Annotated in this window: 20 protein-coding genes; 13 read left to right on the top strand and 7 right to left on the bottom strand. The window is 54.7% G+C overall.

What is annotated here, in order from left to right; genetic code table 11:
* The first annotated feature begins 71 nt into the window (after positions 1-71).
* From A6R74_RS03570 to A6R74_RS03550, 5 genes are all read left to right on the top strand, one after another.
* The gene (locus A6R74_RS03570) at positions 72-770 is read left to right on the top strand and encodes a DUF3592 domain-containing protein (protein ID WP_064233072.1); all 699 of its coding nucleotides are present in this window, start codon (positions 72-74) and stop codon (positions 768-770) included.
* A 115-nt stretch (positions 771-885) separates the two neighbouring features.
* Complete coding sequence (locus A6R74_RS03565) at positions 886-1,482, top strand: LemA family protein (protein ID WP_205634133.1); 597 nt, start codon at positions 886-888, stop codon at positions 1,480-1,482.
* 18 nt (positions 1,483-1,500) lie between these two features.
* On the top strand, positions 1,501-3,435 hold the full coding sequence (locus A6R74_RS03560; protein ID WP_064233071.1) for a M48 family metallopeptidase: 1,935 nt from the start codon (positions 1,501-1,503) through the stop codon (positions 3,433-3,435).
* 33 nt (positions 3,436-3,468) lie between these two features.
* Positions 3,469-4,008 carry a GrpB family protein gene (locus tag A6R74_RS03555; RefSeq protein WP_064233070.1) on the top strand — a complete coding sequence of 180 codons (540 nt, stop codon included), beginning with the start codon at positions 3,469-3,471 and terminating at the stop codon, positions 4,006-4,008.
* Positions 4,009-4,103: 95 nt separating this feature from the next.
* Positions 4,104-4,739 carry a LysE family translocator gene (locus tag A6R74_RS03550; protein ID WP_064233069.1) on the top strand — a complete coding sequence of 212 codons (636 nt, stop codon included), beginning with the start codon at positions 4,104-4,106 and terminating at the stop codon, positions 4,737-4,739.
* 78 nt (positions 4,740-4,817) lie between these two features.
* Here A6R74_RS03550 and A6R74_RS03545 read toward each other — a convergent pair whose 3' ends face one another.
* Complete coding sequence (locus A6R74_RS03545; RefSeq protein WP_064233068.1) at positions 4,818-5,519, bottom strand: FMN-dependent NADH-azoreductase; 702 nt, start codon at positions 5,517-5,519, stop codon at positions 4,818-4,820.
* 119 nt (positions 5,520-5,638) lie between these two features.
* On the opposite strand from A6R74_RS03545, the gene A6R74_RS03540 reads away from it, so the two are divergent.
* Together A6R74_RS03540 and A6R74_RS03535 are read left to right on the top strand one after the other, a co-directional pair.
* Positions 5,639-6,544, top strand: coding sequence for a LysR substrate-binding domain-containing protein (locus A6R74_RS03540; RefSeq protein ID WP_064233067.1), 906 nt, complete (start codon positions 5,639-5,641; stop codon positions 6,542-6,544).
* Between the two features lie 195 nt (positions 6,545-6,739).
* Positions 6,740-7,783, top strand: coding sequence for a nucleoside monophosphate kinase (locus A6R74_RS03535; RefSeq protein WP_064233066.1), 1,044 nt, complete (start codon positions 6,740-6,742; stop codon positions 7,781-7,783).
* A gap of 94 nt (positions 7,784-7,877) precedes the next feature.
* Here A6R74_RS03535 and A6R74_RS03530 read toward each other — a convergent pair whose 3' ends face one another.
* Positions 7,878-9,794, bottom strand: a complete 1,917-nt coding sequence (locus A6R74_RS03530) for a DNA topoisomerase III (protein ID WP_064233065.1) — start codon at positions 9,792-9,794, stop codon at positions 7,878-7,880.
* A 166-nt stretch (positions 9,795-9,960) separates the two neighbouring features.
* Here A6R74_RS03530 and A6R74_RS03525 point away from each other — a divergent pair, with 166 nt between their 5' ends.
* The gene (locus tag A6R74_RS03525; RefSeq protein ID WP_064233064.1) at positions 9,961-11,202 is read left to right on the top strand and encodes an ABC1 kinase family protein; all 1,242 of its coding nucleotides are present in this window, start codon (positions 9,961-9,963) and stop codon (positions 11,200-11,202) included.
* Between the two features lie 108 nt (positions 11,203-11,310).
* Positions 11,311-13,128: an SEC-C domain-containing protein gene (locus A6R74_RS03520; RefSeq protein ID WP_064233063.1), complete on the top strand. Its 1,818-nt coding sequence runs from the start codon at positions 11,311-11,313 to the stop codon at positions 13,126-13,128.
* Positions 13,129-13,163: 35 nt separating this feature from the next.
* Here A6R74_RS03520 and A6R74_RS03515 read toward each other — a convergent pair whose 3' ends face one another.
* Positions 13,164-14,525 (bottom strand): AmpG family muropeptide MFS transporter, encoded by a 1,362-nt coding sequence (locus A6R74_RS03515; protein WP_064233062.1) that lies wholly within the window; start codon positions 14,523-14,525, stop codon positions 13,164-13,166.
* Between the two features lie 123 nt (positions 14,526-14,648).
* Here A6R74_RS03515 and A6R74_RS03510 point away from each other — a divergent pair, with 123 nt between their 5' ends.
* The 4 genes from A6R74_RS03510 (at position 14,649) to A6R74_RS03500 (ending at position 17,411) form a co-directional block, all read left to right on the top strand.
* Positions 14,649-15,167 (top strand): FKBP-type peptidyl-prolyl cis-trans isomerase, encoded by a 519-nt coding sequence (locus A6R74_RS03510; RefSeq protein WP_064233061.1) that lies wholly within the window; start codon positions 14,649-14,651, stop codon positions 15,165-15,167.
* A 142-nt stretch (positions 15,168-15,309) separates the two neighbouring features.
* Positions 15,310-15,465, top strand: coding sequence for a cytochrome c oxidase subunit CcoM (gene ccoM / locus A6R74_RS22725; RefSeq protein WP_165603341.1), 156 nt, complete (start codon positions 15,310-15,312; stop codon positions 15,463-15,465).
* Positions 15,466-15,768: 303 nt separating this feature from the next.
* Positions 15,769-16,269, top strand: coding sequence for a hypothetical protein (locus tag A6R74_RS03505; protein ID WP_064233060.1), 501 nt, complete (start codon positions 15,769-15,771; stop codon positions 16,267-16,269).
* Positions 16,270-16,361: 92 nt separating this feature from the next.
* A complete protein-coding gene (locus A6R74_RS03500; RefSeq protein WP_064233190.1) occupies positions 16,362-17,411 on the top strand; it encodes a GGDEF domain-containing protein in 1,050 nt (349 codons plus the stop codon).
* Here A6R74_RS03500 and A6R74_RS03495 read toward each other — a convergent pair.
* Genes A6R74_RS03495 through A6R74_RS03480 form a run of 4 tightly spaced genes read right to left on the bottom strand, consistent with a single transcriptional unit; the run spans position 17,395 to position 21,890 of the window.
* The gene (locus A6R74_RS03495) at positions 17,395-17,880 is read right to left on the bottom strand and encodes a group I truncated hemoglobin (protein ID WP_082906580.1); all 486 of its coding nucleotides are present in this window, start codon (positions 17,878-17,880) and stop codon (positions 17,395-17,397) included. The two genes, A6R74_RS03500 and A6R74_RS03495, sit on opposite strands and share 17 nt — an antisense overlap.
* A 10-nt stretch (positions 17,881-17,890) precedes the next feature.
* Positions 17,891-18,793 (bottom strand): DUF3034 family protein, encoded by a 903-nt coding sequence (locus tag A6R74_RS03490; RefSeq protein WP_240488152.1) that lies wholly within the window; start codon positions 18,791-18,793, stop codon positions 17,891-17,893.
* A complete protein-coding gene (locus A6R74_RS03485; RefSeq protein ID WP_064233059.1) occupies positions 18,790-21,156 on the bottom strand; it encodes a bifunctional diguanylate cyclase/phosphodiesterase in 2,367 nt (788 codons plus the stop codon). The genes A6R74_RS03490 and A6R74_RS03485 overlap by 4 nt, the downstream gene beginning before the upstream one ends.
* 50 nt (positions 21,157-21,206) lie before the next feature.
* Complete coding sequence (locus A6R74_RS03480; protein WP_082906579.1) at positions 21,207-21,890, bottom strand: Cupredoxin; 684 nt, start codon at positions 21,888-21,890, stop codon at positions 21,207-21,209.
* Positions 21,891-21,925 lie beyond the last annotated feature (35 nt).

Below are 21,925 nucleotides of genomic sequence, written 5' to 3'. Positions count from 1 at the left end.
TGTTTCGTCTGTAAGGGCTGCTCTGATTCTAGCCTGCTACGTTAACCCCCCAGTTTTTCCAAGGAGTGGAAGTGAAAGCACTTTTTTTTGTAAAGCTAACGTCATTAATGGTGGGCATTGCCTTGTTGGTCGGCTCTGTATTTATGTTGCTTAATACAAGGGATTTTCTTTCAGAGGCAGTTATCACCCAAGGTACGGTAGTTGAGCTAGTTGAGTATCGCTCAAGCGACTCGATTACTTATCGCCCTGTGGTTCAATTCACAAATGAAAGCGGTCAGCTTGTGAATTTTACATCATCGACAAGTAGCAATCCGCCGAGCTACACCCCAGGTCAGCAGGTAGACGTTTTATACCAGCCAGGTGAGCGAAGTAGTCCCCGAATCAATAGCTTTTTCTCACTATGGGGAGCAGAGGCGATTCTTGCCGGCATAGGCATTGTGTTCCTGTTGGCGGGAGTCATCCTTATGTTCGTGCCGGAGTTTAGACATCGTAAAGGGGAAACTTTAAAGAAAAATGGTGTGCCTATTGATACTGACTACCAGGGAGTGGAGTTAAATACACGCTTTTCAGTGAATGGCAGGCACCCATTCCAGGTGGTTACTCAATGGCAAAACCCTGCAACCTCGGAAGTGCATGTGTTTAAAAGCAATAATATTTGGTTTGATCCATCAAACTACATTCATACTGATACGATCACAGTGTTTTATGAGAAAGGAGATCTTCAGCAATACCATGTCGACCTTTCCTTTCTCCCTAAGCTTGCAAAGTGACGTACTAACGTTCGAGATTGAACTTGTTTGCTGCTTTTTTTACTGGCTAGCTTCTCATCGTCTAGCTTTGCATAGACCGGCTTATACTGACGAAAGCCTACTATAAGGAAGAACCATGCTGCTCACTCTTATCATCATCGTGGCGATCATCGCCGTTATTACCTTTTACGTCATCGGTGTCTACAACCGACTTGTGTCGTTGAAAAATCGCTTTGAGAACGCCTTTGCCCAGATTGAAGTGCAACTTAAACGGCGGCATGACCTGATTCCTAACCTTGTCGAAACTGCTAAAGGCTATCTCAGTCATGAGCGGGAGACGCTGCAGTCGGTCATCGAGGCGCGTAATACCGCCGCCGCTGGGCTAAAAGCGGCTGCGGCCAACCCAGGCAGTGCCAAAGCGATGGCAGACCTGAGCGGCGCAGAGGGTGCGCTGATACAGGCGATGGGGCGGCTTAACGTGGTTATGGAAGCCTACCCGGATTTAAAAGCCTCGCAAAATATGCAGCAATTGTCAGAAGAGCTAACCAGCACTGAAAACAAGGTGGCCTTTGCGCGGCAGTCATATAATGATGCGGTGATGCACTACAACACCTATCGGCAGAGTTTCCCCCCGGTAGCAGTGGCTGGCATGTTCGGCCACGGTCAGGATGCTTCTTTGTTAGAGTTTGAAGACAGCGCCCAGATTCAAGTGGCGCCGAAGGTGTCGTTCTAAGCTCAGGGAAAACGCGACATGGATTTTTTTACCGCGCAGGATAACGCTCGGCGTAAAACCGGGCGTCTGGTTGTCTTGATGGTACTGGCAGTACTCGCCTTGATTGTTGTTACCACGCTGGCGATTGCCATAACGCTTCATCTGATGGGGGAGCAATCCGCGACACAAACCAACCTTCCTACTCCGGGGTTGTGGTCGGCTCTCTCGATTGAACTGGTCATTGGCGTTGCGATTGCGGTGCTGGCTGTCGTGGTGTTGGGTGGACTATTCAAACGCAGCCAGCTAAGGCGTGGTGGCCGGGTAGTAGCAGAAGCCCTGGGTGGCCGCGAAATCAATCTGAATACCCGTGATGCTGACGAGCGGCGCATTCTCAATGTGGTTGAAGAGATGGCGATTGCCTCTGGAACGCCTGTGCCCCCGGTTTATGTGCTGGAAGAAGAGAGTATTAATGCCTTTGCCGCAGGCTACCAAACCAATGATGCTGTCATTGGTATTACCCGCGGCACTATCCGTGACCTGACAAGAGATGAGTTACAGGGCGTCGTGGCCCATGAGTTTAGCCATATCCTGCATGGCGATATGCGGCTGAATATGCGCCTTATCAGTACATTGCACGGCATCCTGTTGATTGGTCTATTGGGCAGTACAATACTGCGTAGTATACGTTTTAGGCGGGTTGGCGGCGGAAAGCGCGACAACTCAGTCGCGGTCATCTTAGCGCTGGGGGCGGCGCTAATGCTGATCGGCTACGCAGGCACTTTCTTTGGCAATTTGATTAAATCAGCAGTCAGTCGTCAGCGTGAATATCTAGCGGATGCGTCAGCGGTTCAGTTTACTCGCAACCCTCAGGGGATTGGTAACGCGCTGGTAAAGATTGGTTCGCATACCCAGGGTTCGCGCCTTCAGGCAGCGCAGGCGGCGGAGTTCAGCCACCTGTTTTTTGGGCCGGGCGTGCGGCTGGGCTTTATCAGAATGATGGCAACTCATCCGCCGTTAAACGACCGCATCAAGCGGGTTATGCCAACTTGGAATGGCCGTTTTGAGGCAACGCTACCCTCCCAGCAGGAACAAAATGCAAGCTCCGCTTCAGGCCAAGCGACTGCCCGTGTTGAGCCCGGATCCAGGTCGGCTACGCTGGCGTCTGCCTTGACCGGGGCGTCTGCTCAGGCCGCTATTAATTCCATGGGCCAACCCAATCAACGACATCTGGCACAGGCGCGGGCGACGCTCAAAGCATTGCCTGAGCGGATTAAAAACGCCGCCCATGAGCCCTATGCGGCGCGCGCGTTGATGTATGCGCTATTGCTCAGCCAGAATAAGGAGATGCGAAAGCAGCAATTAAGAGCGCTGCAGCAAGTGGCGCTGCTGGATGTTTATCGTGAGCTAGTGGAATACGGCCCAGAGGTATTAAAACTGGATGTACAGTTGCGACTGCCACTGATTGAGCTGGCGCTGCCCGCCCTCAAGTCGCAATCGAGGGAGCAGGTTCAGCATTTTCGCCTTTGTATGGAGCATCTGATCAACGCCTACGGCCAGGTTAGCCTGCTGGAGTGGACGCTGTATCAGCTGGTGCTGAATAACCTGAGCAAGCCGGATAATGGGCCCGCTAACCTGAAGCTAAATGACCTGCAGCGGGAGTGCCAGATGCTGCTTAGCGTGCTGGCGGCTGCCGGTCAGGATGCCCCCGTGGAAATAAACGCAGCGATTAGTGCTGCTGAAAGCGAGTTGCCGTTTTCCCTCACTGCCACTGATGTAAGCGATATGCGAGCACTGAGCTTAGCCGTTGACCGCTTGCGTCGCTTGCGGCACATGCAGAAACCAGCGTTGCTGAAAGCGATGGCCCGTTGCATTGAGCATAGCGGGGTTATCCGGCCCGCCGAAGCCGAGCTGTTCCGTGCCGTGGCGGATATTCTCGATTGCCCCATGCCGCCACTGCTAATAGAACAATCTTAGCCTGAAACTAGCGGCGCAAGGAGTGTAAAGCTCATGGATGAAACGGAATCCTTACATCGAGCGATTGACGAAGAGGTAGCGCTTTTTCCATACGACACAGCTTGGCCAGCCCTGTTTGAGCAAGAGCGTGACCGACTATTTGATGTGTTTCCAAGCGCGTTTTTGGCGATAGAGCACATCGGCAGTACCTCCGTACCAGGGCTTTCGGCCAAGCCTATTATCGATATCCTGGCGGGGGTAAATTCAATCGCCCAGGCCGATGGCTTACTGGAGCCGCTGTGCTCTGCCAAATATGCAACGTCAATGGAATATAACGCCTCTCTTGTGGGCCGCCGTTGGCTGATGCGGTTTGCCGATGGGCGCAGAACCCACCACCTGCATCTTATGGTGTATGGCAGTGAAGAGTGGAACCGGCGCTTGGTGTTTCGAAACCGCCTTCGCCAGAGTGCTGAGCTAGCGCAGCAGTATGAGATGAATAAACGACAATGGGCAGCAGCGTTTAAAGCAGATCGAGAAGCTTATACGGCTGCGAAGGGCAGCTTTATTGCCGAGGCGTTAAGAGATAACATTTAACCGCCGACGAGTAACGCTACTGGTGGAGACCGCATGAGAAGCCCCTGCGATGATTCTTTAGCATTACAGCTGCTAAATAATTAAGGAAAATAACAGTGTTTGACTACTCGCTATTTCATTGGATGACATTTCTTTCCGCGGCGGTGCTTCTGAATCTTTCGCCAGGGCCGGATATTGCCTACATCCTGGGGCAAACATTACGTAGTGGGCGACGGCAAGGGTTTGCCGCTATGTTTGGGATTTGGACAGGAGCGGCGCTGCATGTCGTGATGGCCGCGGTTGGTCTTTCGGCCATTCTGGCGACATCCGCTCTGGCGTTTTCGATTGTTAAATGGGTCGGGGCGGCCTATCTGATATGGCTGGGCGTAAAAATGCTGCTCTCACGGGGCGATCAATTTATTGCAGCAGAAAAGCAGAGCCCCAAGCGCCTATCCTCGGTTTATTGGCAGGGCATGCTGGTGTCCGCGCTAAACCCCAAAGTGGCCGTATTCTTCTTGGCGTTTTTGCCACAATTTATCGTGGAAGGCGCAGGCTCTGCCGAAGCTCAGCTTTTATTGCATGGCAGCTTGATTATCGTGGTTGCCGCGGTAATAGAGCCCCCTTTGGTTCTGGCTGGCGCTAAGCTGGGTGCTTTCCTAAAGAGAAAACCACGCGTTGGTTTGTGGATGGATAGAAGCCTAGGGGCTCTGTTTGTGGCTTTAGGTGCACGGCTAGGAGCTAGTGCTAAGTAGATGCTCAAGGTCAAAGCACGGATTTCCTGAATTAGCGATTTCCGTACCTTTGATACTGGTTGTTTACATCACATAGCTTTAGGCTGGTTCGGGGATTGGAGCCTCCTGGAACACCACCTGCAGTTCATCAACCAGAGATTCAACTTTACCGACTGCCTCGGCAACGGAAGCGGCCAGTAGCTCACCTCCCACTTCCTGGCCTTCGATAGCAATGTAGTGAAGGCGGGTAATACCAATAAATCCTAGTGCTGTGGCCAAGTGTGGTTCTAGGTGATTCATATGGGCCATTTCTTCGCCTGGTGCCATATTCACGCCGCCTCTGGCTGTAAGAATAACCGCATGCCTTGGCCGATCATCCAGTTTTGGAATGTAAGGGTCGGTCGGGTTGCTCTCATCAATTTCCACTGTTCGGCCAGCGCGCACTACTTGGTCGATCCACGCCTTAAGGGCGGCAGGCATTCCGAAGTTGTAGAGAGGCGTTCCTATCACCAGAATATCCGCTGCAATCAGTTCATCAACCAGTTGATTGCTTTCTGCAAGAGCGTCCTTCATCCAGGGCTCTAGACTCACCTCGGGTGTGAAAGCAGACGCAATCCAGTCGTGATTAATAATAGAAGGTGGGTGTTGACCTATATCTCGATAGGTAACGGTGTCTTGTGGTCGGCCTGATTGCCACTGACTGACAAACTGATGGGTCAAATGGCGGCTGTGAGAACCGTGGTTATCCGTTCCAGCAATGCCGGGGCGGGCGCTAGCGTCTAGTTGCAGAATATGTGTCATGGTAACTTCCTAGTCTGAGTTGAATTCATCTATGATTAACAGCAGACTCAGAGTAGGCCTCGCCTGCTAGCTGGAACAAACGATCTTTTCTTACCGCTATAGATGAGTTAAATTCATTCATGAGCCAGCGCCGATTACCCTCTCTTTCGTCGCTCCGCGCTTTTGAAGCGGCTGCCCGCCATGAAAGTGCCAAGCAGGCCGCACAAGAGCTGTCGGTGACTGCCACTGCCATTAGCCACCAAGTTCGAGGACTCGAAGAGGCGCTGGGCGTTTCGCTTTTTTTGCGTAAACCTCGTCAATTGGAGCTGACACCTCAGGGCCGCGAGCTGCTGCAGGTGTTGGAAACAGCCTTTGATAACATCAGCAGTGTTGTCGAACGGCTAAGCGCTATATCTGTTCGCCAGACCGTTACGCTTTCTACAACGCCAGCTGTCGCGGTGCGCTGGCTGCTGCCCTGGGTGTGCATGCTGCGTGACTCTCATCCGGATATTGATCTGCGTATTCACGCCTCTCACGAGTCGGTAGCGCTGGACGGGGTGACGGCAGATATTGCCATTCGATACGGCGATGGTCGCTGGCCGGGGCTAATAGCGGAGAAGTTGTTCGATAACACCTTTATCCCGGCTTGCAGCCCACAACTTGATTTGCACGATGCAGCGCAACTCTCGGCGCACTCGCTGATCCACTTCCGCATTGCAGGTGCTGTATCTTCGCCACTGGATTGGGTGGCTTGGCAGAAACTGGCTAAGGTACCGGGACTAGATGTGAGTGCAGGGCTGGTGTTTACTGACGAAACCCACGCTATTTCAGCCGCCGTGGGGGAGCAGGGCGTGGCGTTAATGAGCCGTCAGTTGATTAACGATGAATTAGTTCAGGGCCGTTTGATGCAACCTTTCGGCCCGTCACTGGAAGGCAAGCCGTTCTTTTTGGTCTACCCGGAAAGCCGTCAGCAAGATCCGACTATTCGAGCTATACGGGAATGGGTGATGTCGGTACCGAGTGGAATGTCTGCGCTATCGAAGTGAACCTAGGTAGGCTACAACGCGATAGCGTAAGGGAAGGTATCATGCTGTTCTGATACAATTTTGATGCCGTGTTTATGCCCACGCTACTCGCGCTATCTGAATCACGCTGGGCGCTTTATTTAGCGCCCAATTGTCGAGGTCGCTTTGGCAGTCAAACGCTCCCTCATAAGTCGTTAATCGAACATGAGAGTACACATGACCGAAACAACATCCTTTATACCCAATACCCTGTTTATCGAAGTATCCGGCGCTGGCCTGCCGGAAGTTGATGGCCTTTATGTTCCGTCACAAGCACCTCCCACCACATCAGAGTCTGGCGTTGTCTCCAGCCCCGGTTACTGGAACGGTAAAATGGCGTGGGATCGTGCAGACGGCAAGGCAGTCAGAAGCCCGGCTATTTCATATTCCAATAGCTACCAATCTTGGCGCATCAGCCGTCTTGACGGGCATCTTGCTTACGAAATTACCTGCGAAGATACATTGCCGCCAACGGATCGCGAGTGGAACGTATACAAGATGGGCGTCGCTCCCGCCCCTCAGGTGACGATCTACCATAGTGATCCGCGTGAGCTTTGTCCCGAACCTAATGTCGTCTTTGTGCTAGGCGGGCCTGGGGCTGGCAAGGGCACCATGTGCGAACTTGCAGAGATTCAATTGGAATGGACACATCTCTCTACTGGCGACCTATTGCGCGCAGAGCAGGAAGCGGGTGGGCCAACGACTGAACTGATCAAAGAGTACATTGCGGCTGGCAAGCTGGTACCCAATGAAATTGTCGTGCGCCTGCTCAAAGACGCAATGGAGCGTACCACCCGCACGACGGGCAAAAGAAACTTTCTGATTGATGGTTTCCCACGTTCGCTGTCCAACCTTGAAGCCTGGTACGAGGTCTTTGGCCGGGAGACCGAGCTGCCGACCATGCTGTACTTTGAATGCCCATTCGACGTACTCGAACAGCGTATTCTGGGCCGTGCCAAATACTCTGGACGCACGGACGACAATGTTGATGCGATGAAGCTACGGTTTGATACCTTCAAAGCTGAAACGTTGCCGACGGTTGAGCTGTTCACAGGAAAGGGTAAGTGCGTGGAGATTGATACGAGTCAGGGTCGTGAAGCCGTGTATACGTTGCTGCGCGAGCACCTTGCCAAGTACACCGAGCAGCAACTGCTGGATCAACCGTTAACAGAAAAGTCTGAAATTTTGCTTGGTTTGAGACCTTACCCGCAGAACGGGTAATGTTGAACCCGCATCGCTCAGCAGGCAGTTTCCAGCGATTGAGTGGTTGGCGATTCGCTAGATAATCAGTGAGGGGCGCTTATTAAGTTTCCCCTTAACTCGTCTTCTTTCTGCCCCCCGTACTTTTCCTTTTCGTATAGCTCTTTCTTGTCTTACCCGTGCGCTTTGCAGGGCCACCGGCTTCGCCCTGGGCAGTTTGCAGGCTCTGCCTCAGTTTTGCGGCGTCGCTATGGGTGAGCAGAGCGCGTAGGTCGTCCAGTAACGCCTGCTGAAACGCGCCGGGATCATCCTGTTGTTCAGAAATCGCCCGCAGGCGCTGTTCCCAAAGCGCGGTGCGTTCGGGGGTGCTCACGGCCAGTGGCAGGGCGGCGATTAATGCGCAGCCGAGTTTGGTGGCGCGCAGGGCTTTTTGCTGGCGCACCAAGTAGCCGCGTTGTACCAGGGTTTCGATAATGCCTGCCCGGGTGGCTTCGGTGCCCAGGCCGTCGGTGTCTCGTAGAGTGCGGCGAACGGCGGGGTCGTCCACGTAGCGGCCAATGTTCATCATTGCCTTGATCAGGCTGGCATCGGTGAAGGGCTCCGGCGGGCGGGTCTCTTTCTCTTCCACGCCTGCGCCTAATGCCTGGCAGGGTTCACCTTGGGTCAGCGGCGGAAGCGGCGGGGTTTCATCGCGGGTGGTGAATAGCGGTTTCCAGCCGGGGTCGAGAATGCTTTGCCCACGAGCGCGGAAGGCTTCATTAAGCAGGGTAAATTCGGCTTTTACCTCAAAGGTGCGCAGCGGGCGATAGAACTGCGCCATGACATTGCGCACGATCAGCCTAAACACATGGCCTTCGGTATCGGAAAGCTGACCAAAATCGGCAGGTTTGCAGGTGGGCGCGATGGCGTGGTGGGCGCCGACCTGTTTATCGTTCCAGGCTTTGGAGCGCAACGTAAAGTCTGCACCATTGAGCCACTGTTGTAGCGTCTTATCGTTTTGGCAGGCGCCGGATAAGCTGCGCTGGGCTAGCTGAAGGTGCTCTTCGGGTAGGTAGCGGCAGTCAGAGCGCGGATAGGTAATCAACTTGTGGCGTTCGTACAGCCGCTGACAAATATCCAATACCATCTGCGCGGAAAGCCCGTGGCGACGGGCGGCGTCCACCTGCAGGGCAGACAACGAGTAGGGCAGTGGTGGCGCTTGGCGTTTTTCCTGTTGATCGAGTTTGCTCAGATGCCCTGAAGCGCCGGGCAATTGAGCTGCTAACGCGTCGGCGGGTGAGCGGTCAATCAAGCGCCCTTGGTCATCTAACGGTTGGTGCTCTTTGGGTGCCCACCAGGCGCGTAACTGGCCTTGGGCAACCTTTAAATCCACCCATAGCGGATAAAACGGGTGTGGCACAAAGTCACGAATGGCGTTGTCGCGGCGCACGATCAGCCCTAGCAGCGGGGTTTGTACACGCCCAACAGAGAGCACGCCGTCGTGACCTGCCTGACGGCCGGTAAGTGTCCAGGCACGGGTTAGGTTGATGCCGTAAAGCCAGTCGGCGCGGGAACGGGCTTGGGCGGCCTGAAACAGCGGTTGATATTCAACATTAGAGCGCAGTTTCGCCAGTGCACGGCAAACTGCCGGTTTGTTTAGATCGCTAATTAACAGGCGCTGTACTGGGCCACGATACTTCATGTGCTCAATGACTTCCTGTACCAGCAATTGACCTTCGCGGTCGGGGTCGCCAGCGTGAACCACATCGGTGGCTTGCTTGATCAGCTTGCGAATCACAGCCAGTTGGCCCCGCGCCTTGGGACGCGGCATCAGTTTCCACTGCCGCGGCACGATGGGGAGTCGGTCTAGACGCCACTGCTTGTCGGCGGGGTCGTAGGCCTCCGGCGGCGCTTGCTCTAATAAGTGGCCCAGGCACCATGTGACCGTGGTGTCACCACAGTTAATGGCGCCATCCTGGCGCTTGCTAGTGCCCGGTAACGCCTCTGCGATAGCTTGGGCGAGGCTGGGTTTTTCGGCAATTATCAGGCGCATAGCAGCGAAGCCTTCATCGTATCCTTTGATAGCGGCTATGTTAGCAGACGCTCCAAAGATTAGCTGGAACGGAGCAGGATAGTGATGCGGTAAGTGGTCAATGCTGTTAGATTGTATAAATTGTGTATAAATAATTTGATGTGGTGAGCGTTAAGGGGCAGAGCCAATGCGTGAGCGAGGCAGAACACGACGATTGATGGGCTTGGGCGCACGCACAGGTGGTGCGCTGCTGAAAACACGGCTCGGCGGCCAAGCGGATTGGCGCGCCCTGGGCGAAGCGCTGTTTGAGGGGCTTTCAGAACTGAAGGGCCCTGCCATGAAGCTGGCGCAGGTAATGTCTCAGTGGGATGACCTGCTGCCGCCAGATCTGGCTGAGGAGCTTGCCCGCTTGCAGCGCCAGGCCGAGCCCATGCCCTGGCCTAAAATTCGTGAAGCATTGCTGCTGCAGTACGGGGATATTGATCACCACTTCCGTGAGATTGAAGAACGCCCGTTTGCCAGTGCTTCCATGGGGCAGGTGCACCGGGCAACAACCCATGGAGGTGAAACCGTTGTATTAAAGGTGCAGTACCCTGGTTTGGCTGATGTTTTGGAGAGTGATTTGGTTCAGGTGCGGCGTATTATGCGGTTGGGGCGCTGGCTTAAGGTACCCCAGGCAAGGCTTGATGCGCTGTTTGAAGAGCTTGCTGAAAGCTTGCGCGGGGAACTGGATTACCACGCCGAGGCTGATGCACTGGCGCGGTATCGCGAGCGTTACAAAGATAACCTGAGCCTGGTGATTCCCGAACCGCTACCGGCCCTTTCCGGGCAGCACGTGCTGGCAATGCGCTATGTGGGCGGCACGCCGCTGCGTGATTTGGCGGATGCTGATGATGTTACACGCCAAGGCATTGCCCAGGCGTTGGCAGACTGGATAACCCAGGAGTTATTTACTTACGGCGAACTGCACGCAGACCCTCACGCCGGTAACTTCGCCGCTGATGATCAGGGGCGGCTGGTGATTTACGATTTAGGCGCGGTGATTGCGGTACCCGAAGTACGTATAAAGGCGATGATGCAACTGCTCGATGCTACCTTGAAGCATGACCCGATGGGAATGGACGAGGCGCTGATGCAGATGGGTGGTCGCCAGGGGCAGGGCGCACCGCTGGCGCTGTATCGCGAATCCGCCGAATGCATCGCCCCGCTGTTTGAGCCTGGTGAGCAGGATTTCAGCGATGTTCGGGTGCACCGCCGTTTGCGCGAGCTAACCCCGAAAGTGTGGGCGGCCATGGATCGCCTGCAGCCCCCCGCAGATACGCTATTGCTTTCTCGAGCATTGAACGGCCACTACTGGAACTTGGTGCGTTTGGGGGCACGGCTGGACATGCACGAGCGTTCGCGTCCACTCTTAAAACGAGCCCACTAACGATCAATCGATTGCCGCTGCGGTGATGTCGGCCTTCGTGATAAACTATGTCGCTTTCATTTTAGTCATCGTCATTTACAGACATCGTTTAACGCAGTGGAGACGGCAATGCTGGCGGTATGGGTCGATCAACTGCTGGGATTCGCCTCCGGGGCACTCTCGGCAATCAGGCAACAAGAACACTATCCGGACTTCATGACCTGGGTGCGCGCCAAAGGCGCGGATTCCTTCGAAGGTGATGTAGCCATGGCCCAAGCGCTGGCACCGGTGCTGTGGTCACAAACGCCGCTGGAGCGGCTTGATTTTGCCTGCGAGCCTCTCGCCACGCCAGGGCGTAACGAGCCATGCTGGTGCGATTCCGGGCGCAAATTTAAGCAGTGCTGCTACCAGGTCGAGTTTCCCACCGAAATTCCTGATCAAATGATGTGGATGCTCTCGCTACGCGAATGGAAGGGCGCCACTCTGAAAGCCGCGCTGGATAGCCAGCAAGCACCGCCTCAAGCGCTGCTGGAAGCCGGGTTGATCGCCGCCGAAAGTGGTCAGACAGGCCGCGCTATGCAAATCCTTGAGTCGCTGTTCGATGGCAGCGACTGGTCACGGCTGCCCGAGCAGGCCGAACCCGCCTTTGAAATCCTGCTGGATATTTATCAAGAGCGTGGTTTTAGCCGTAAACGTGCCGACTTACTCGATGATGTAATGGAACGCGGGCCGCTGTTCTTGCGTGGCGTGGCCCTTGAGCGTCTGTGCCTGATGCACCTGGATAACGATGACCTGGATAGTGCCCGTGGTGCCTTTGTAAAGGCCCAGCAGGCGCTGCCCGATTCGCCTACCCTGGCTTACATTGAAGCTATGCTGCTACTGCACGAAGGCCATGAGCAGGAAGCCAAAGAGCGCGCCAACTTCTGGTATCGCCGCCTGGTTCGCCAGGGCGAGTTGGACGAAGATCAGTTGGACTTTTTGGCCGCGTTGGCAGAAAACCCCGGTGCGACGCTTGCTGACCAGTTGCTCAGCGCCGAGGAGGATCTGGCCACGCCGCTGGTGGCACTTCAGGCCTTGCTGGCCGAGCTACCCACCGCCCCCAAAATCGATATCAGCGCCGATGCTGAAACCGGTCGGTTGTTTTATAACGCCAGTGCCCGCGAGGCGACGCTGTTTGCCGCTTGGCATGAGCAGTTCCAGGTGCTGGTGGATGAAGACGTAGCGCTAGGCTTTCGCGATGACCCCTGGGGCAACGCCATTGAGTGGATGTCGGCACTATGCTCGCATCCAGAGTGGCTGGATGCGCCCCAGGTCGTGCAAGACTTAACGCTAGCGCTGACCAGCCGCTTTGGCAGCCTGCCGTGGATGGCGCCGAGCCTGCTGGAACCGCTGGCGCTGCGCCTCTCGCGCTGGTTGGAACAAGCCCGCGCCGAAGGCGACGGTAGCCTGTGCTGGGACGATGCCAACAACGCCATGTTGCTGCGCACGGGGCTAGCGCTGGTGGTGGGTATGGAGCGCGGCGCCCGCCAGCACTCTCGCGAGTTGGCCGAAGAGCTACTGCTGATCGACCAGGAGGATAGCTTGGGCCTGCGCGAGCTGGTGCTGGATCAACTGCTGCGCGATGACCGCAATGAAGAAGCGTTGGCGTTGGCAGAAGAGAATGACGACGATGGCTCGCTGGTGCTTGGGCTACTGATGGGTAAAACTCTGGCGCTGTATCGATTAGAGCAGCGTGAGGCCGCTGAAACCGCGCTTGGCGATGTGCTCGGTCATAACCGCTACGCGCTGGAGCTAATTTGTGCCGAAAACCCCCGGCCTTCCATGCCCCACCCAGATGGCCAGGTTGACCCCGGCTCCCGGGCGGAAGCGTGGCAGTACCGCACGTTGATGCGCGACCAGTGGCGCACGACGCCAGGAGCGCTGGACTGGCTGGAAGCACACCGTTAGCCCAAATCTTCACTGGTTTAAGCCTTCAAGCCTGTTTAGGCAGGCTTGGGGGTTGGCACTAACTGCTTGTCTCGGCTGATCCAGATTGCCAGCAAAATAGCCGGTAAGCCGAGCAGGGTGGCGATAACAAAAAAGCTTGGGTAGCCCTGGGCGTTAACGACCAGCCCGCCAAAGCCGCTTAAAAACTTCCCCGGCAGCGTCATTAATGACGAGAACAGCGCGTACTGGGTCGCGGTGTAGGCACGGGATGTGAGGCTGGAGAGAAAAGCGATAAACACCGCGCTGGCTAAGCCGTTGGCTAAGTTGTCACCAATAATCGTCACCACCAGCATGGGTAGCTGATTGCCCACCAAGGCAAGCACCGCAAACAGTAAATTGGTGACCATCACCAACCCCGCGCCGAAGATCAGCAGCGGCCCAATGCCGTAGCGCGCCACGCAAAGCCCGCCTAAAATCCCGCCGGTAATGCTCATCGCAATACCAAATATATTGGTTACGCTCGCAATCTCTGCCAGTGAAAAGCCCAGATCGATATACAGCGGATTGGCCATGGAGGCCATGGCCAAATCGCTGATTCTAAACACCGCAATAAACACCAAAATCCACAGCGCTTTTACCTCATAGCGGCTAAAGAAGTCGGTAAACGGGCAGACCAGCGCGCCAATACTCCAGGCACCTAAGCGGCGCAATATTTTTGGCTTGCCCCGGCTGGCGCGAATAAACGCCCGCACCTTAGGCTCGTGAATAAGCTGAATAGACAGCGATGCGCGTTTGGGCTCCGGGCGCACTAACACGGTAAGCACGCCAATGCTCATTAGCGCCGCCATGCTCAGATACGCCACATCCCAAGAGGCTGACGCCGCGATATAGAGCGCGCCGGCACCGGCGGCAAGTAAGCCGCCGCGATAGCCAATAATATAGGTCGAGGCCATGGCCGCCTGAACATCGTCATCGGCGGACTCGATACGGTAGGCGTCGATGGCAATATCCTGGGTCGCCGAGCCAAAGGCTACCAACAGTGCAAAAATGGCTACCAAACCTAGGTTGCCTACCGGACTTACACCCGCTAGCCCCACCAGCCCTAAAGCTATGGTTGCTTGAGCCAATAGCATCCAGCCGCGGCGTTGGCCGAAGACGCGGGTGAGTAGCGGCAGCGCGAGTCGGTCTACCACCGGTGCCCAGAAAAATTTGATTGAGTAAAGCATGCCGATCCAGGCAAAAAAGCCAATCGCCGCGACCTCAACGCCATCGCTGCGCAGCCAGGCAGAAAGCGTTGAAAACACCAGCAGAAATGGCAGGCCTGCGGAGAACCCTAAAAACAGCATGGTGATAACGGGCGCACGACAATAAACAGCCAGTGCAGCAAGCCAACTGCGCTGGGGGGTGGGGGTGGGCATCAAAGGCGACTCCTGAAAAGACCCAAGCAATGGTCAAGTGGTAAACTAAGACAGTGTTCTAATACAACGTTTTATCACAACGTTCTAACACAAAACCGACAGCTTACCGGAGAGGAGTTTTCCATGTCGATTACAGCGCACCAGGTCGTTACCTTGCACTATGTGCTAAGCGACGTACTCAACGATGGCAGCAAGCAGGTATTGGATGACTCCCAGGCGCGCAATAAGCCGCTAGAGTATTTGCATGGTCACGACAATATCGTGCCAGGGCTAGAGAGTGCCTTAGCAGGCCAAACGGCTGGGGCCGAGTTAAGCGTTCAACTAATGCCTGCCGATGCCTATGGCGTGCGCAACGAAGACCTGGTTCAAGAGGTTAGCCGCGGCTCTTTTGGGAACGCCGAGTTAGTACCGGGTAACCGCTTTCAAACTGAAGGCGAAGCCGGGCCGCAAATTGTCACGGTACTGGAAATCAATGGCGACCGCGTCACCGTTGATACCAACCACCCCCTGGCCGGGCGCACGCTAAACTATAAAGTGACTATTTTAGACGTGCGTGAAGCCACTCGTGCAGAGTTGGCCAAAGGCCATCCATTACCACCGGGTACCGAGCACAGCAAAGTCGAAGACCGCAAGGTGTTGTAACGCCAGCGCGGCCGTGAGTGAAACGTCAACAGGCCCTAATCACGCCCAAAAATTGATCGGTATCAATTTCCTGTTTATCCGCTTATCCCCGCCTTCCGTAACTTGACCCAGGTCAGCATTCTTCCGTCGTTGAGTGGCTAGTATGAACGCATACATCACGGCGGGAGGATTCACCATGTATTGGGATGACACAATTATCTTTGGTTTAGCCACCGTCGCGTTAGTCATCGTATTTATGGTGGGTTGGGTGGGCTTCGTGATTCGTGATCATCTACGTAAGGATGAGCGCAAGAAGTAGCTTTCCCAGTTCATGTAAACCTTGTCAGGGGAGGGGGTTTGCTAGCTTAGCTTCATTAGCTTAGTAAACCTCCTGTTGCCAGCCCAATTTGGGCTGGCTTTTTTTTGGGTAAAAATCGCGAGAGTTGAAATTTTGTAACGTGCGTTGTGGAGCAATACAAGGTCTGCTCTGGTAAAGTTCTCTGCATAAGTTCTTTGCGCCGGTTCTTTGCACATTTCTTTGCAATAGGTCTTTGCGACAGTTCTTTGCAACAGGTCTTTGCAACAGGTCTTTGCAAGAACGAACTCACCAGGAAGCTATGCCATGAACGCAGTTGCTTTACACCGCAGCCCATGGGGTCGTGCACGTGATCTGTTAGCGTGCGCGTTAATAGTTGTGGGCATCACAATCCCCATGGCTGCCTTCGCCCAGGCGTTAAGTATCATCAACGGCGATGTCACTCAAAAGGTCGCCCTAAGCGATTTACGTGCCATGTCTGACGAGACATTTACGCTCTACGACCCCTACCAAGGGCGCGATGTGGAGATGCAGGGCCTAGCGTTTCGAACCTTTCTGATTGAACAGTTTGGCGAAGTGCCGCCGGCACTTCACTTTACTGCCTGGGATGACTACGAAGTTACTCTTGAGGGGTGGGATGACCCCAGCTGGTATTTAATTACCGCTGAAGATGGCGACCCGCTCACCATTCGCTCGCGCGGCCCTGCACGTCTGGTCGAGCGAGACTATGGCGATCGCGACGTCGAAAATCTGCGTGAATTCAATGATTGGATATGGATGATCCGAAGCATAGAGGCGAAGTGGTGACATCCAACCCCAAGCCTGCTGATCAGCCATCAATGCAGCCCCGCGCGGTTGCGCGTCAACATCGCTACATTACATGGTTGTCGTTGAGCTTGATGAGCTTTTTGGCACTTATGGTGCTGATTATTTATGAATCGCGTTGGGTCTACCCCGAAATACAGGCTTACTTCAGTCAAACGGGTAACCTTACAGGTCAGCAGCTTTCAACGCGGGCACGGGTCTATTTGCAAGATGCCCAAGTCGAATTGTTGGGCGATCAGACTGAGCAAGATGCGCTGAATGCTGCCATCTTGGACATTGAATTGGCCTACGGTTTAGCCGATATGCACGTCTATCGACGTGAGTATGCTTGTGCCGAGGCTAGTTTGATGGATTTAGATCGGTTAGTGGTTCAGTTAGCGGCGCGCAATATTGATCGTTTCGCTGCAGTGTCGGCGTTGTTTGCCCCTATTCAATGCCTGACCCAGATTGAGATGGATCAGCTTGATCGTCGGGGAGCGGCGATTAATGATTTTTCAGAAAGTACGCGCCAGCATAGCCAGATGCTGACTTACTCCAGCTTATTAATCTTTGTGATGGGATTGGTGTTTTGGTGGCTTCACGAACGCCAGCTGCGGCGCACTGATCGTGCCACCCGAGAAACCTTTGAGTGGATGCAGCGTGCTATGCGCGACCCGCTCACCGGGATCGGCAATCGCAGTGCTTTGCACCAAGATGTGTTGGCGAAGCAGCACCAAACGCTTGGGCTGATTCTGGTCGATATCGACTTTTTTAAACAGTACAACGATGCCTGTGGGCATCCTCAAGGCGATACCTTGTTGCGACAGTTGGCGACATTGATTGGTGAAACGCTCGATGAGACGCAGCTCTACCGCTTGGGAGGCGATGAGTTCGCGGCACTACTCGACTGTCCAGACATAGTCACGCTTAAAAGCTACTGCCAGCAGTTAATGGATGGGCTGCGGGAAGCTGACTTTCCACACCCTGCCCATCCGGATAAGAAAGGCGTTACCTTGAGCGTTGGGGGCAGCTGTTTTGTGGCCAATGAAGCAACTTTTCCCTACGCTTATGAAGCGGCTGACAAAGCACTATACCGGGTAAAAACGATGGGCCGTGACGGCTGGCAGGTCACTGAAGACGCATAACGTCTGCGTACATTGGCGCGAGCCTGCCTAGCAGTTCATTACGCGCGCCTAGGGCAATACCTTCCTCTTGCATAGCGGCATCGAGATGTTCCACTAAGCGATTAAAATGCACATCTGTCAGTCCCATATGTTGATGAGCACGATCCATTGGTGGGCCCTCGTATTGGCAAGGGCCATCGCTGACGTCACATAGCTGGCTGGCCAGCGATTCGGCAAATAAATCGATATTTGTGTTAGCAAAAAATACGACCACCTCAGGATCATCTGCAATCCGGTACAACAGGTTCTCAACCACCGCCTCAATCGTGTTTTCACCGCCCAGGCGCTCGTAGAGTGTCGTTTGAGTGGGTTGATAAGCACAACCAGTGAGCGTGAGCATGGCAAGCGTGAGCGCTACTAAACAACGACGCGCACGATTGTGTTTGTGTTGATAGCTGTTGTGTCGATGGGTTTTGCGTTGATAGGTCATAGCGCCCCGCTTAAAAAGCTGCCTGAAGTGAAAGATAGCCGCCGTGCTGAGACGGTAGACCGGCAATGTCACCTAAATCTAACCAGGCGCCCGTCAGTGATAAGTGCTTATTGAAAAAGTAGGCAGAGTAGAGGCTTTGCCAATCGTCCTCGGTGGCCACGCTCAGGTTATCGGGTTTCTGGCGATACTCGGCGCCGACAATCCATCGCGGGGTAATGAAGACGCCGACGCTGCCCTCGGCCATCCATGATCGGTTCCCCTGATCACCGCCAAAGCCGAGCAGGCCGCCCTGATTGGCGTCGGTGTTGCGCAGGGTGGCGTTGAGCAGCACATTGCGCCCAGCAACAGCACTAAACAGCAGCTTGCTGGCGCTAAGGTACACATCGGTACCGCGCGTTTCATCGGCGCCTAGGGCGGTGGGCACAGTGCCATCTACCAGTCGCTTGTGTTGTACGCCAGCGCTCCAAATGCCCCAAGGGTAATAGAGCACATCGCCGAATAAGCGCAGTTTAGCGCCGTAAATATCCTGGCCTAACTCGCCACCTAGGGTTTCTAAATCAAGGGTTTGACGAGCCACTGACACTTCAACACGATCATAAATATTCACGCTGGCGCTGGTCACCGTTAGCCGGTAGTCGTCCACCCAGGCACGGGTAGTGGCGGCCGTTACGCCTATTTCCTGTTCGCTTGCGGTGCTAGTCAGGACTGCCCAGGGCGATAACCCCCCTCCCGCGGCCCCTTCAATAGCACTTACTCCACCCGTACCTACAATACGGCTACCGGCAAAGGAGGGCGTGGCAGCAAGCGCTAAACAGACCGAAAGGCACAGGGCTAAGCAGGCCCCAAGGCAGCCGGGAAAGGAGAGGCGAAAGGGCGAGCTGGATGATGAAAACATAGATTGAAATAACATCATGGCTTTCTCTGGAGTGTCTTTAGTATGGAAGACATGGGGTGGGGCAACGACAGCGAGGTAAAGTTATCCAACCAAGTAGGGAGTTCATCAGCGGGCATTGGTTTGGCAATCCAATAGCCCTGCAAATAGTCACAGCCGAGCTTGCTTAACAGCTCAGCGCTGGCGCGATTCTCAACGCCTTCGGCCACTAAGCGCAGTCCTAAACTGTGGCCCATGTCGATGGTCGAGCTGACAATGGTTAAGTCATCTTTTTGCGAATCGATCGCCAACACAAAGGATTTGTCGATCTTGAGTTCATTCACGGGTAGGCGTTTGATTTGCGCCAACGAGGAGTAGCCAGTGCCGTAATCATCAATGGCGATGCGGAGTCCCAGCTTGTTGAGCTCCGTTAATGTTGCCATGGCAGCATCAACATCCTGCATAACAGCGCTTTCAGTGACCTCGATACTCAGGCGAGCAGGGGTAAGCCGATAGCGCTCAAGTAGGCTAGATAGATAAGTCGGTAATTGGCGATCCATTACATCGCTGGCGGAGAGGTTAACGGCTACCGATAAGTGGTAACCACGCTGCTGCCAGGCATGTAGCTGGGCGCAGACATTGGCCAGCATCCACTGGCTGAGCATGCGGATGCTCCCTGAGCGCTCTGCCAAGCCAATAAATTCATCGGGAGGAACAAAGCCCAGTGAAGGATGGCGCCAACGCATCAACGCCTCACACTGATTAACATGGCCACTTCGTGTATCAACTTTAGGCTGGTAGGCCATCCATAGCTCACCGTTGCTCACCGCGTCCTGTAGGTCTCGAATTAAGGTGAGCTGGCGTAAATGATGCTCATCCTGACCCTCTAGGTAGCGTTGATGGGGCTGGCGATGGCGACGCGCCATATCCAGTGCAATATCGGCCCTACGCAGCAGCAGTTGAGGGCCGTCGCCGTGGTCGGGGTAGTTGGTCTCACCCGCCGAGAGTGACGGTGTGATGGGGGATTTATCAAGATCGATAGGCTGGTGCAAGGTGGTGAAAAGACGTGTCCGCCAGGCAAAGTCAGTTCTCGACTGCTTCACCAAGAGTAGCAGTTCATCGCCATCAAGTCGGTAGGCTGTGCTGTCAGCATCTAAGTGCTGTAAACGCTTGGCCAGGGTGACCAGCATATGATCCCCCAGCGCGTAGCCGAAGGTGTCGTTAATATCGCGGAAGTTATTAATCGCAAGGCGCATTAAGGTAAACGGTTCGCCGCGTTTGATCAAAAGGCTAATATCCTCCTGGGCACTGACGCGATTGGCCAGGTCGGTGAGTAAGTCGTGGCGAGACTGGTGATGGAGCGTGGCCTCGCGTTGAGCGATGCCCTCTTGCATGGCGAGTAGTGTCGACGCCAGCAACCCGGTTTCGCTGTGCTCAGTACCGTTCGGTAACTCGGTGAAACGTTCTCCGCGTCCAATGCGCTGTGCCGCCTGTGCCAGCTCCATTAGCGGTTTGCTCATACTTCGCGCACTCCACATGGCAATCAGCACGGTAAACAGCAGGATCAGGGCAATGATTCCCAGCAGTTGCCACTGCAATGAACGATAAGCACCGAGTAGTTCGTTGCGGGAGAGTTGCAGCAGCGCATAGGTGTGATTGGCAGCGTCGGAATAGAGCTGGCTCGCATAGGAAAGGTACTCAGCATCCGGCGTCATCTGACTGTGTAAGGTGTATTCACCTTCGCTGAGCTCGCTACCACGTCCGTTCATTAATTGTTGGGCTAACTGCTTGTCATGAGTGCTTGCCAGGTAGGTGATCTCTCGATTATCGAGAAAGTTAACCACGCTAATGTCCAGCCCGGTTAACGTATTAATCTCTTCCGTTACTGCTTCATTGATCAAAAAGCCCATACCTACCCAGCCAATCAGGTTGGGAGCGCGTACGGGCAGCAGGGCAAATTCGTAAGGCTGCCCCTCGGCGATGACAACGCTAACCGCTTCGCCCTCTTGGCGAGCCCGCTCGAATAGTTGGGGGAAGGGCATCGGGCTGTTTTGCGCATGATGGCTGCTGGCTAAAATATGTCCATCTAGACCACTGAGCAACACTATGTCTGCCTTAGCTCGGTCACCGTGATTGGCCAGCACAGAGTAGAGTGTCTCGGTGTCCTGAGTGGAAACAGCGCTTTTAAACCCGAAGTCATCGGCGAGGATGGCAACGTTGTTGGCTAGCTGCTCACCGCGGGCGTCCAGCAACTGTGCCAATACATTAGCGCCCACTTCTAAGCGCTGGGAACCTTTCGCAATGACGTCGTTTTGGGTCGCACGCAGGAATGCCAGCCCAGTGGCGAGTTGCGAGACAATCACCACGGTCAGTAGCACGAGCATCAGGCGCGTTCTAAAGCGCATAGCAACCTCACTAAGTGGCGATTCACCATTTCCTGAATGTTGGTAGGGGCTTAAGTGGCATCTTTAAAACGCTGCTGAAGGGGCGAGAGCGTAGGCGCTGGAGGTGGCAGCGCGTTAAGTTCCAAACTGACGTCTAGTTTGTCGGTATCCGACACCATCCCTTCCCACCAGATTTGTTGGTTGTCATCAAGCTGTGGGTGCCAAACGCGCACACGATGCTCGCCAGCCGGAAGCGCGGGTAGCTCAAGCGAGCCTTCAGAATTGGTCGTCGCCGCATAGGGGGCCTCGCTGACAACAATAAATGCCTGCATATGGTCGTGGATATTGCACCCTAAAACGACAACGCCGGGTTGGTCGAACTGAACCGGCGGCGGCGTTTCTTGCAGGTAGAGATTTAAATCAAAGGTTTTGGCCGGTGAAAAGGAGTAGACGTGGTGACGCGTTGTATCTTGGTTGGGAAAGGCGACATAGCTGCCCGTAGGCACAGTCAGTACCTTAGGGTGAAAGGCAGCATCGCGCTGATAGATGTTCTCTTCTTGAGGTGGGTTACCTGCCGCTGTCTCGTAGTAAACCTCAATGACGGCGTCCTCAAGTGGCTGGCCGTCAGTGCTGCGAACCGTTATCTGCGCGGCGTTAGCGGTGGAGACAAGAAGTGGTATTAAAGCTACTGCCAATAATGGGGTTGCGTATGCGCTGATGAAGCCCATAAAAGGGCGATGTTGTTGTATTGGCATTGCGACGGGTATCCCTCATTAAGCTAGCGAGTAGT

Origin of the sequence: Halomonas sp. ALS9 (assembly GCF_001651035.1) — a bacterium.
Taxonomy (GTDB): domain Bacteria; phylum Pseudomonadota; class Gammaproteobacteria; order Pseudomonadales; family Halomonadaceae; genus Vreelandella.
This window is presented reverse-complemented; position numbering and strand designations above follow the sequence as displayed.

Coding starts and splice junctions, on each gene's coding strand:
- A6R74_RS03505 (WP_064233060.1), top strand. CDS start 15,769: ATGAACGCAGTTGCTTTACACCGCAGCCCATGGGGTCGTGCACGTGAT.
- A6R74_RS03560 (WP_064233071.1), top strand. CDS start 1,501: ATGGATTTTTTTACCGCGCAGGATAACGCTCGGCGTAAAACCGGGCGT.
- A6R74_RS03535 (WP_064233066.1), top strand. CDS start 6,740: ATGACCGAAACAACATCCTTTATACCCAATACCCTGTTTATCGAAGTA.
- A6R74_RS03515 (WP_064233062.1), bottom strand. CDS start 14,525: ATGCCCACCCCCACCCCCCAGCGCAGTTGGCTTGCTGCACTGGCTGTT.
- A6R74_RS03555 (WP_064233070.1), top strand. CDS start 3,469: ATGGATGAAACGGAATCCTTACATCGAGCGATTGACGAAGAGGTAGCG.
- A6R74_RS03490 (WP_240488152.1), bottom strand. CDS start 18,793: ATGATGTTATTTCAATCTATGTTTTCATCATCCAGCTCGCCCTTTCGC.
- A6R74_RS03565 (WP_205634133.1), top strand. CDS start 886: ATGCTGCTCACTCTTATCATCATCGTGGCGATCATCGCCGTTATTACC.
- A6R74_RS03510 (WP_064233061.1), top strand. CDS start 14,649: ATGTCGATTACAGCGCACCAGGTCGTTACCTTGCACTATGTGCTAAGC.
- A6R74_RS03520 (WP_064233063.1), top strand. CDS start 11,311: ATGCTGGCGGTATGGGTCGATCAACTGCTGGGATTCGCCTCCGGGGCA.
- A6R74_RS03480 (WP_082906579.1), bottom strand. CDS start 21,890: ATGCCAATACAACAACATCGCCCTTTTATGGGCTTCATCAGCGCATAC.
- A6R74_RS03525 (WP_064233064.1), top strand. CDS start 9,961: ATGCGTGAGCGAGGCAGAACACGACGATTGATGGGCTTGGGCGCACGC.
- A6R74_RS03500 (WP_064233190.1), top strand. CDS start 16,362: ATGAGCTTTTTGGCACTTATGGTGCTGATTATTTATGAATCGCGTTGG.
- A6R74_RS03540 (WP_064233067.1), top strand. CDS start 5,639: ATGAGCCAGCGCCGATTACCCTCTCTTTCGTCGCTCCGCGCTTTTGAA.
- ccoM (WP_165603341.1), top strand. CDS start 15,310: ATGAACGCATACATCACGGCGGGAGGATTCACCATGTATTGGGATGAC.
- A6R74_RS03530 (WP_064233065.1), bottom strand. CDS start 9,794: ATGCGCCTGATAATTGCCGAAAAACCCAGCCTCGCCCAAGCTATCGCA.
- A6R74_RS03485 (WP_064233059.1), bottom strand. CDS start 21,156: ATGCGCTTTAGAACGCGCCTGATGCTCGTGCTACTGACCGTGGTGATT.
- A6R74_RS03545 (WP_064233068.1), bottom strand. CDS start 5,519: ATGACACATATTCTGCAACTAGACGCTAGCGCCCGCCCCGGCATTGCT.
- A6R74_RS03495 (WP_082906580.1), bottom strand. CDS start 17,880: ATGACCTATCAACGCAAAACCCATCGACACAACAGCTATCAACACAAA.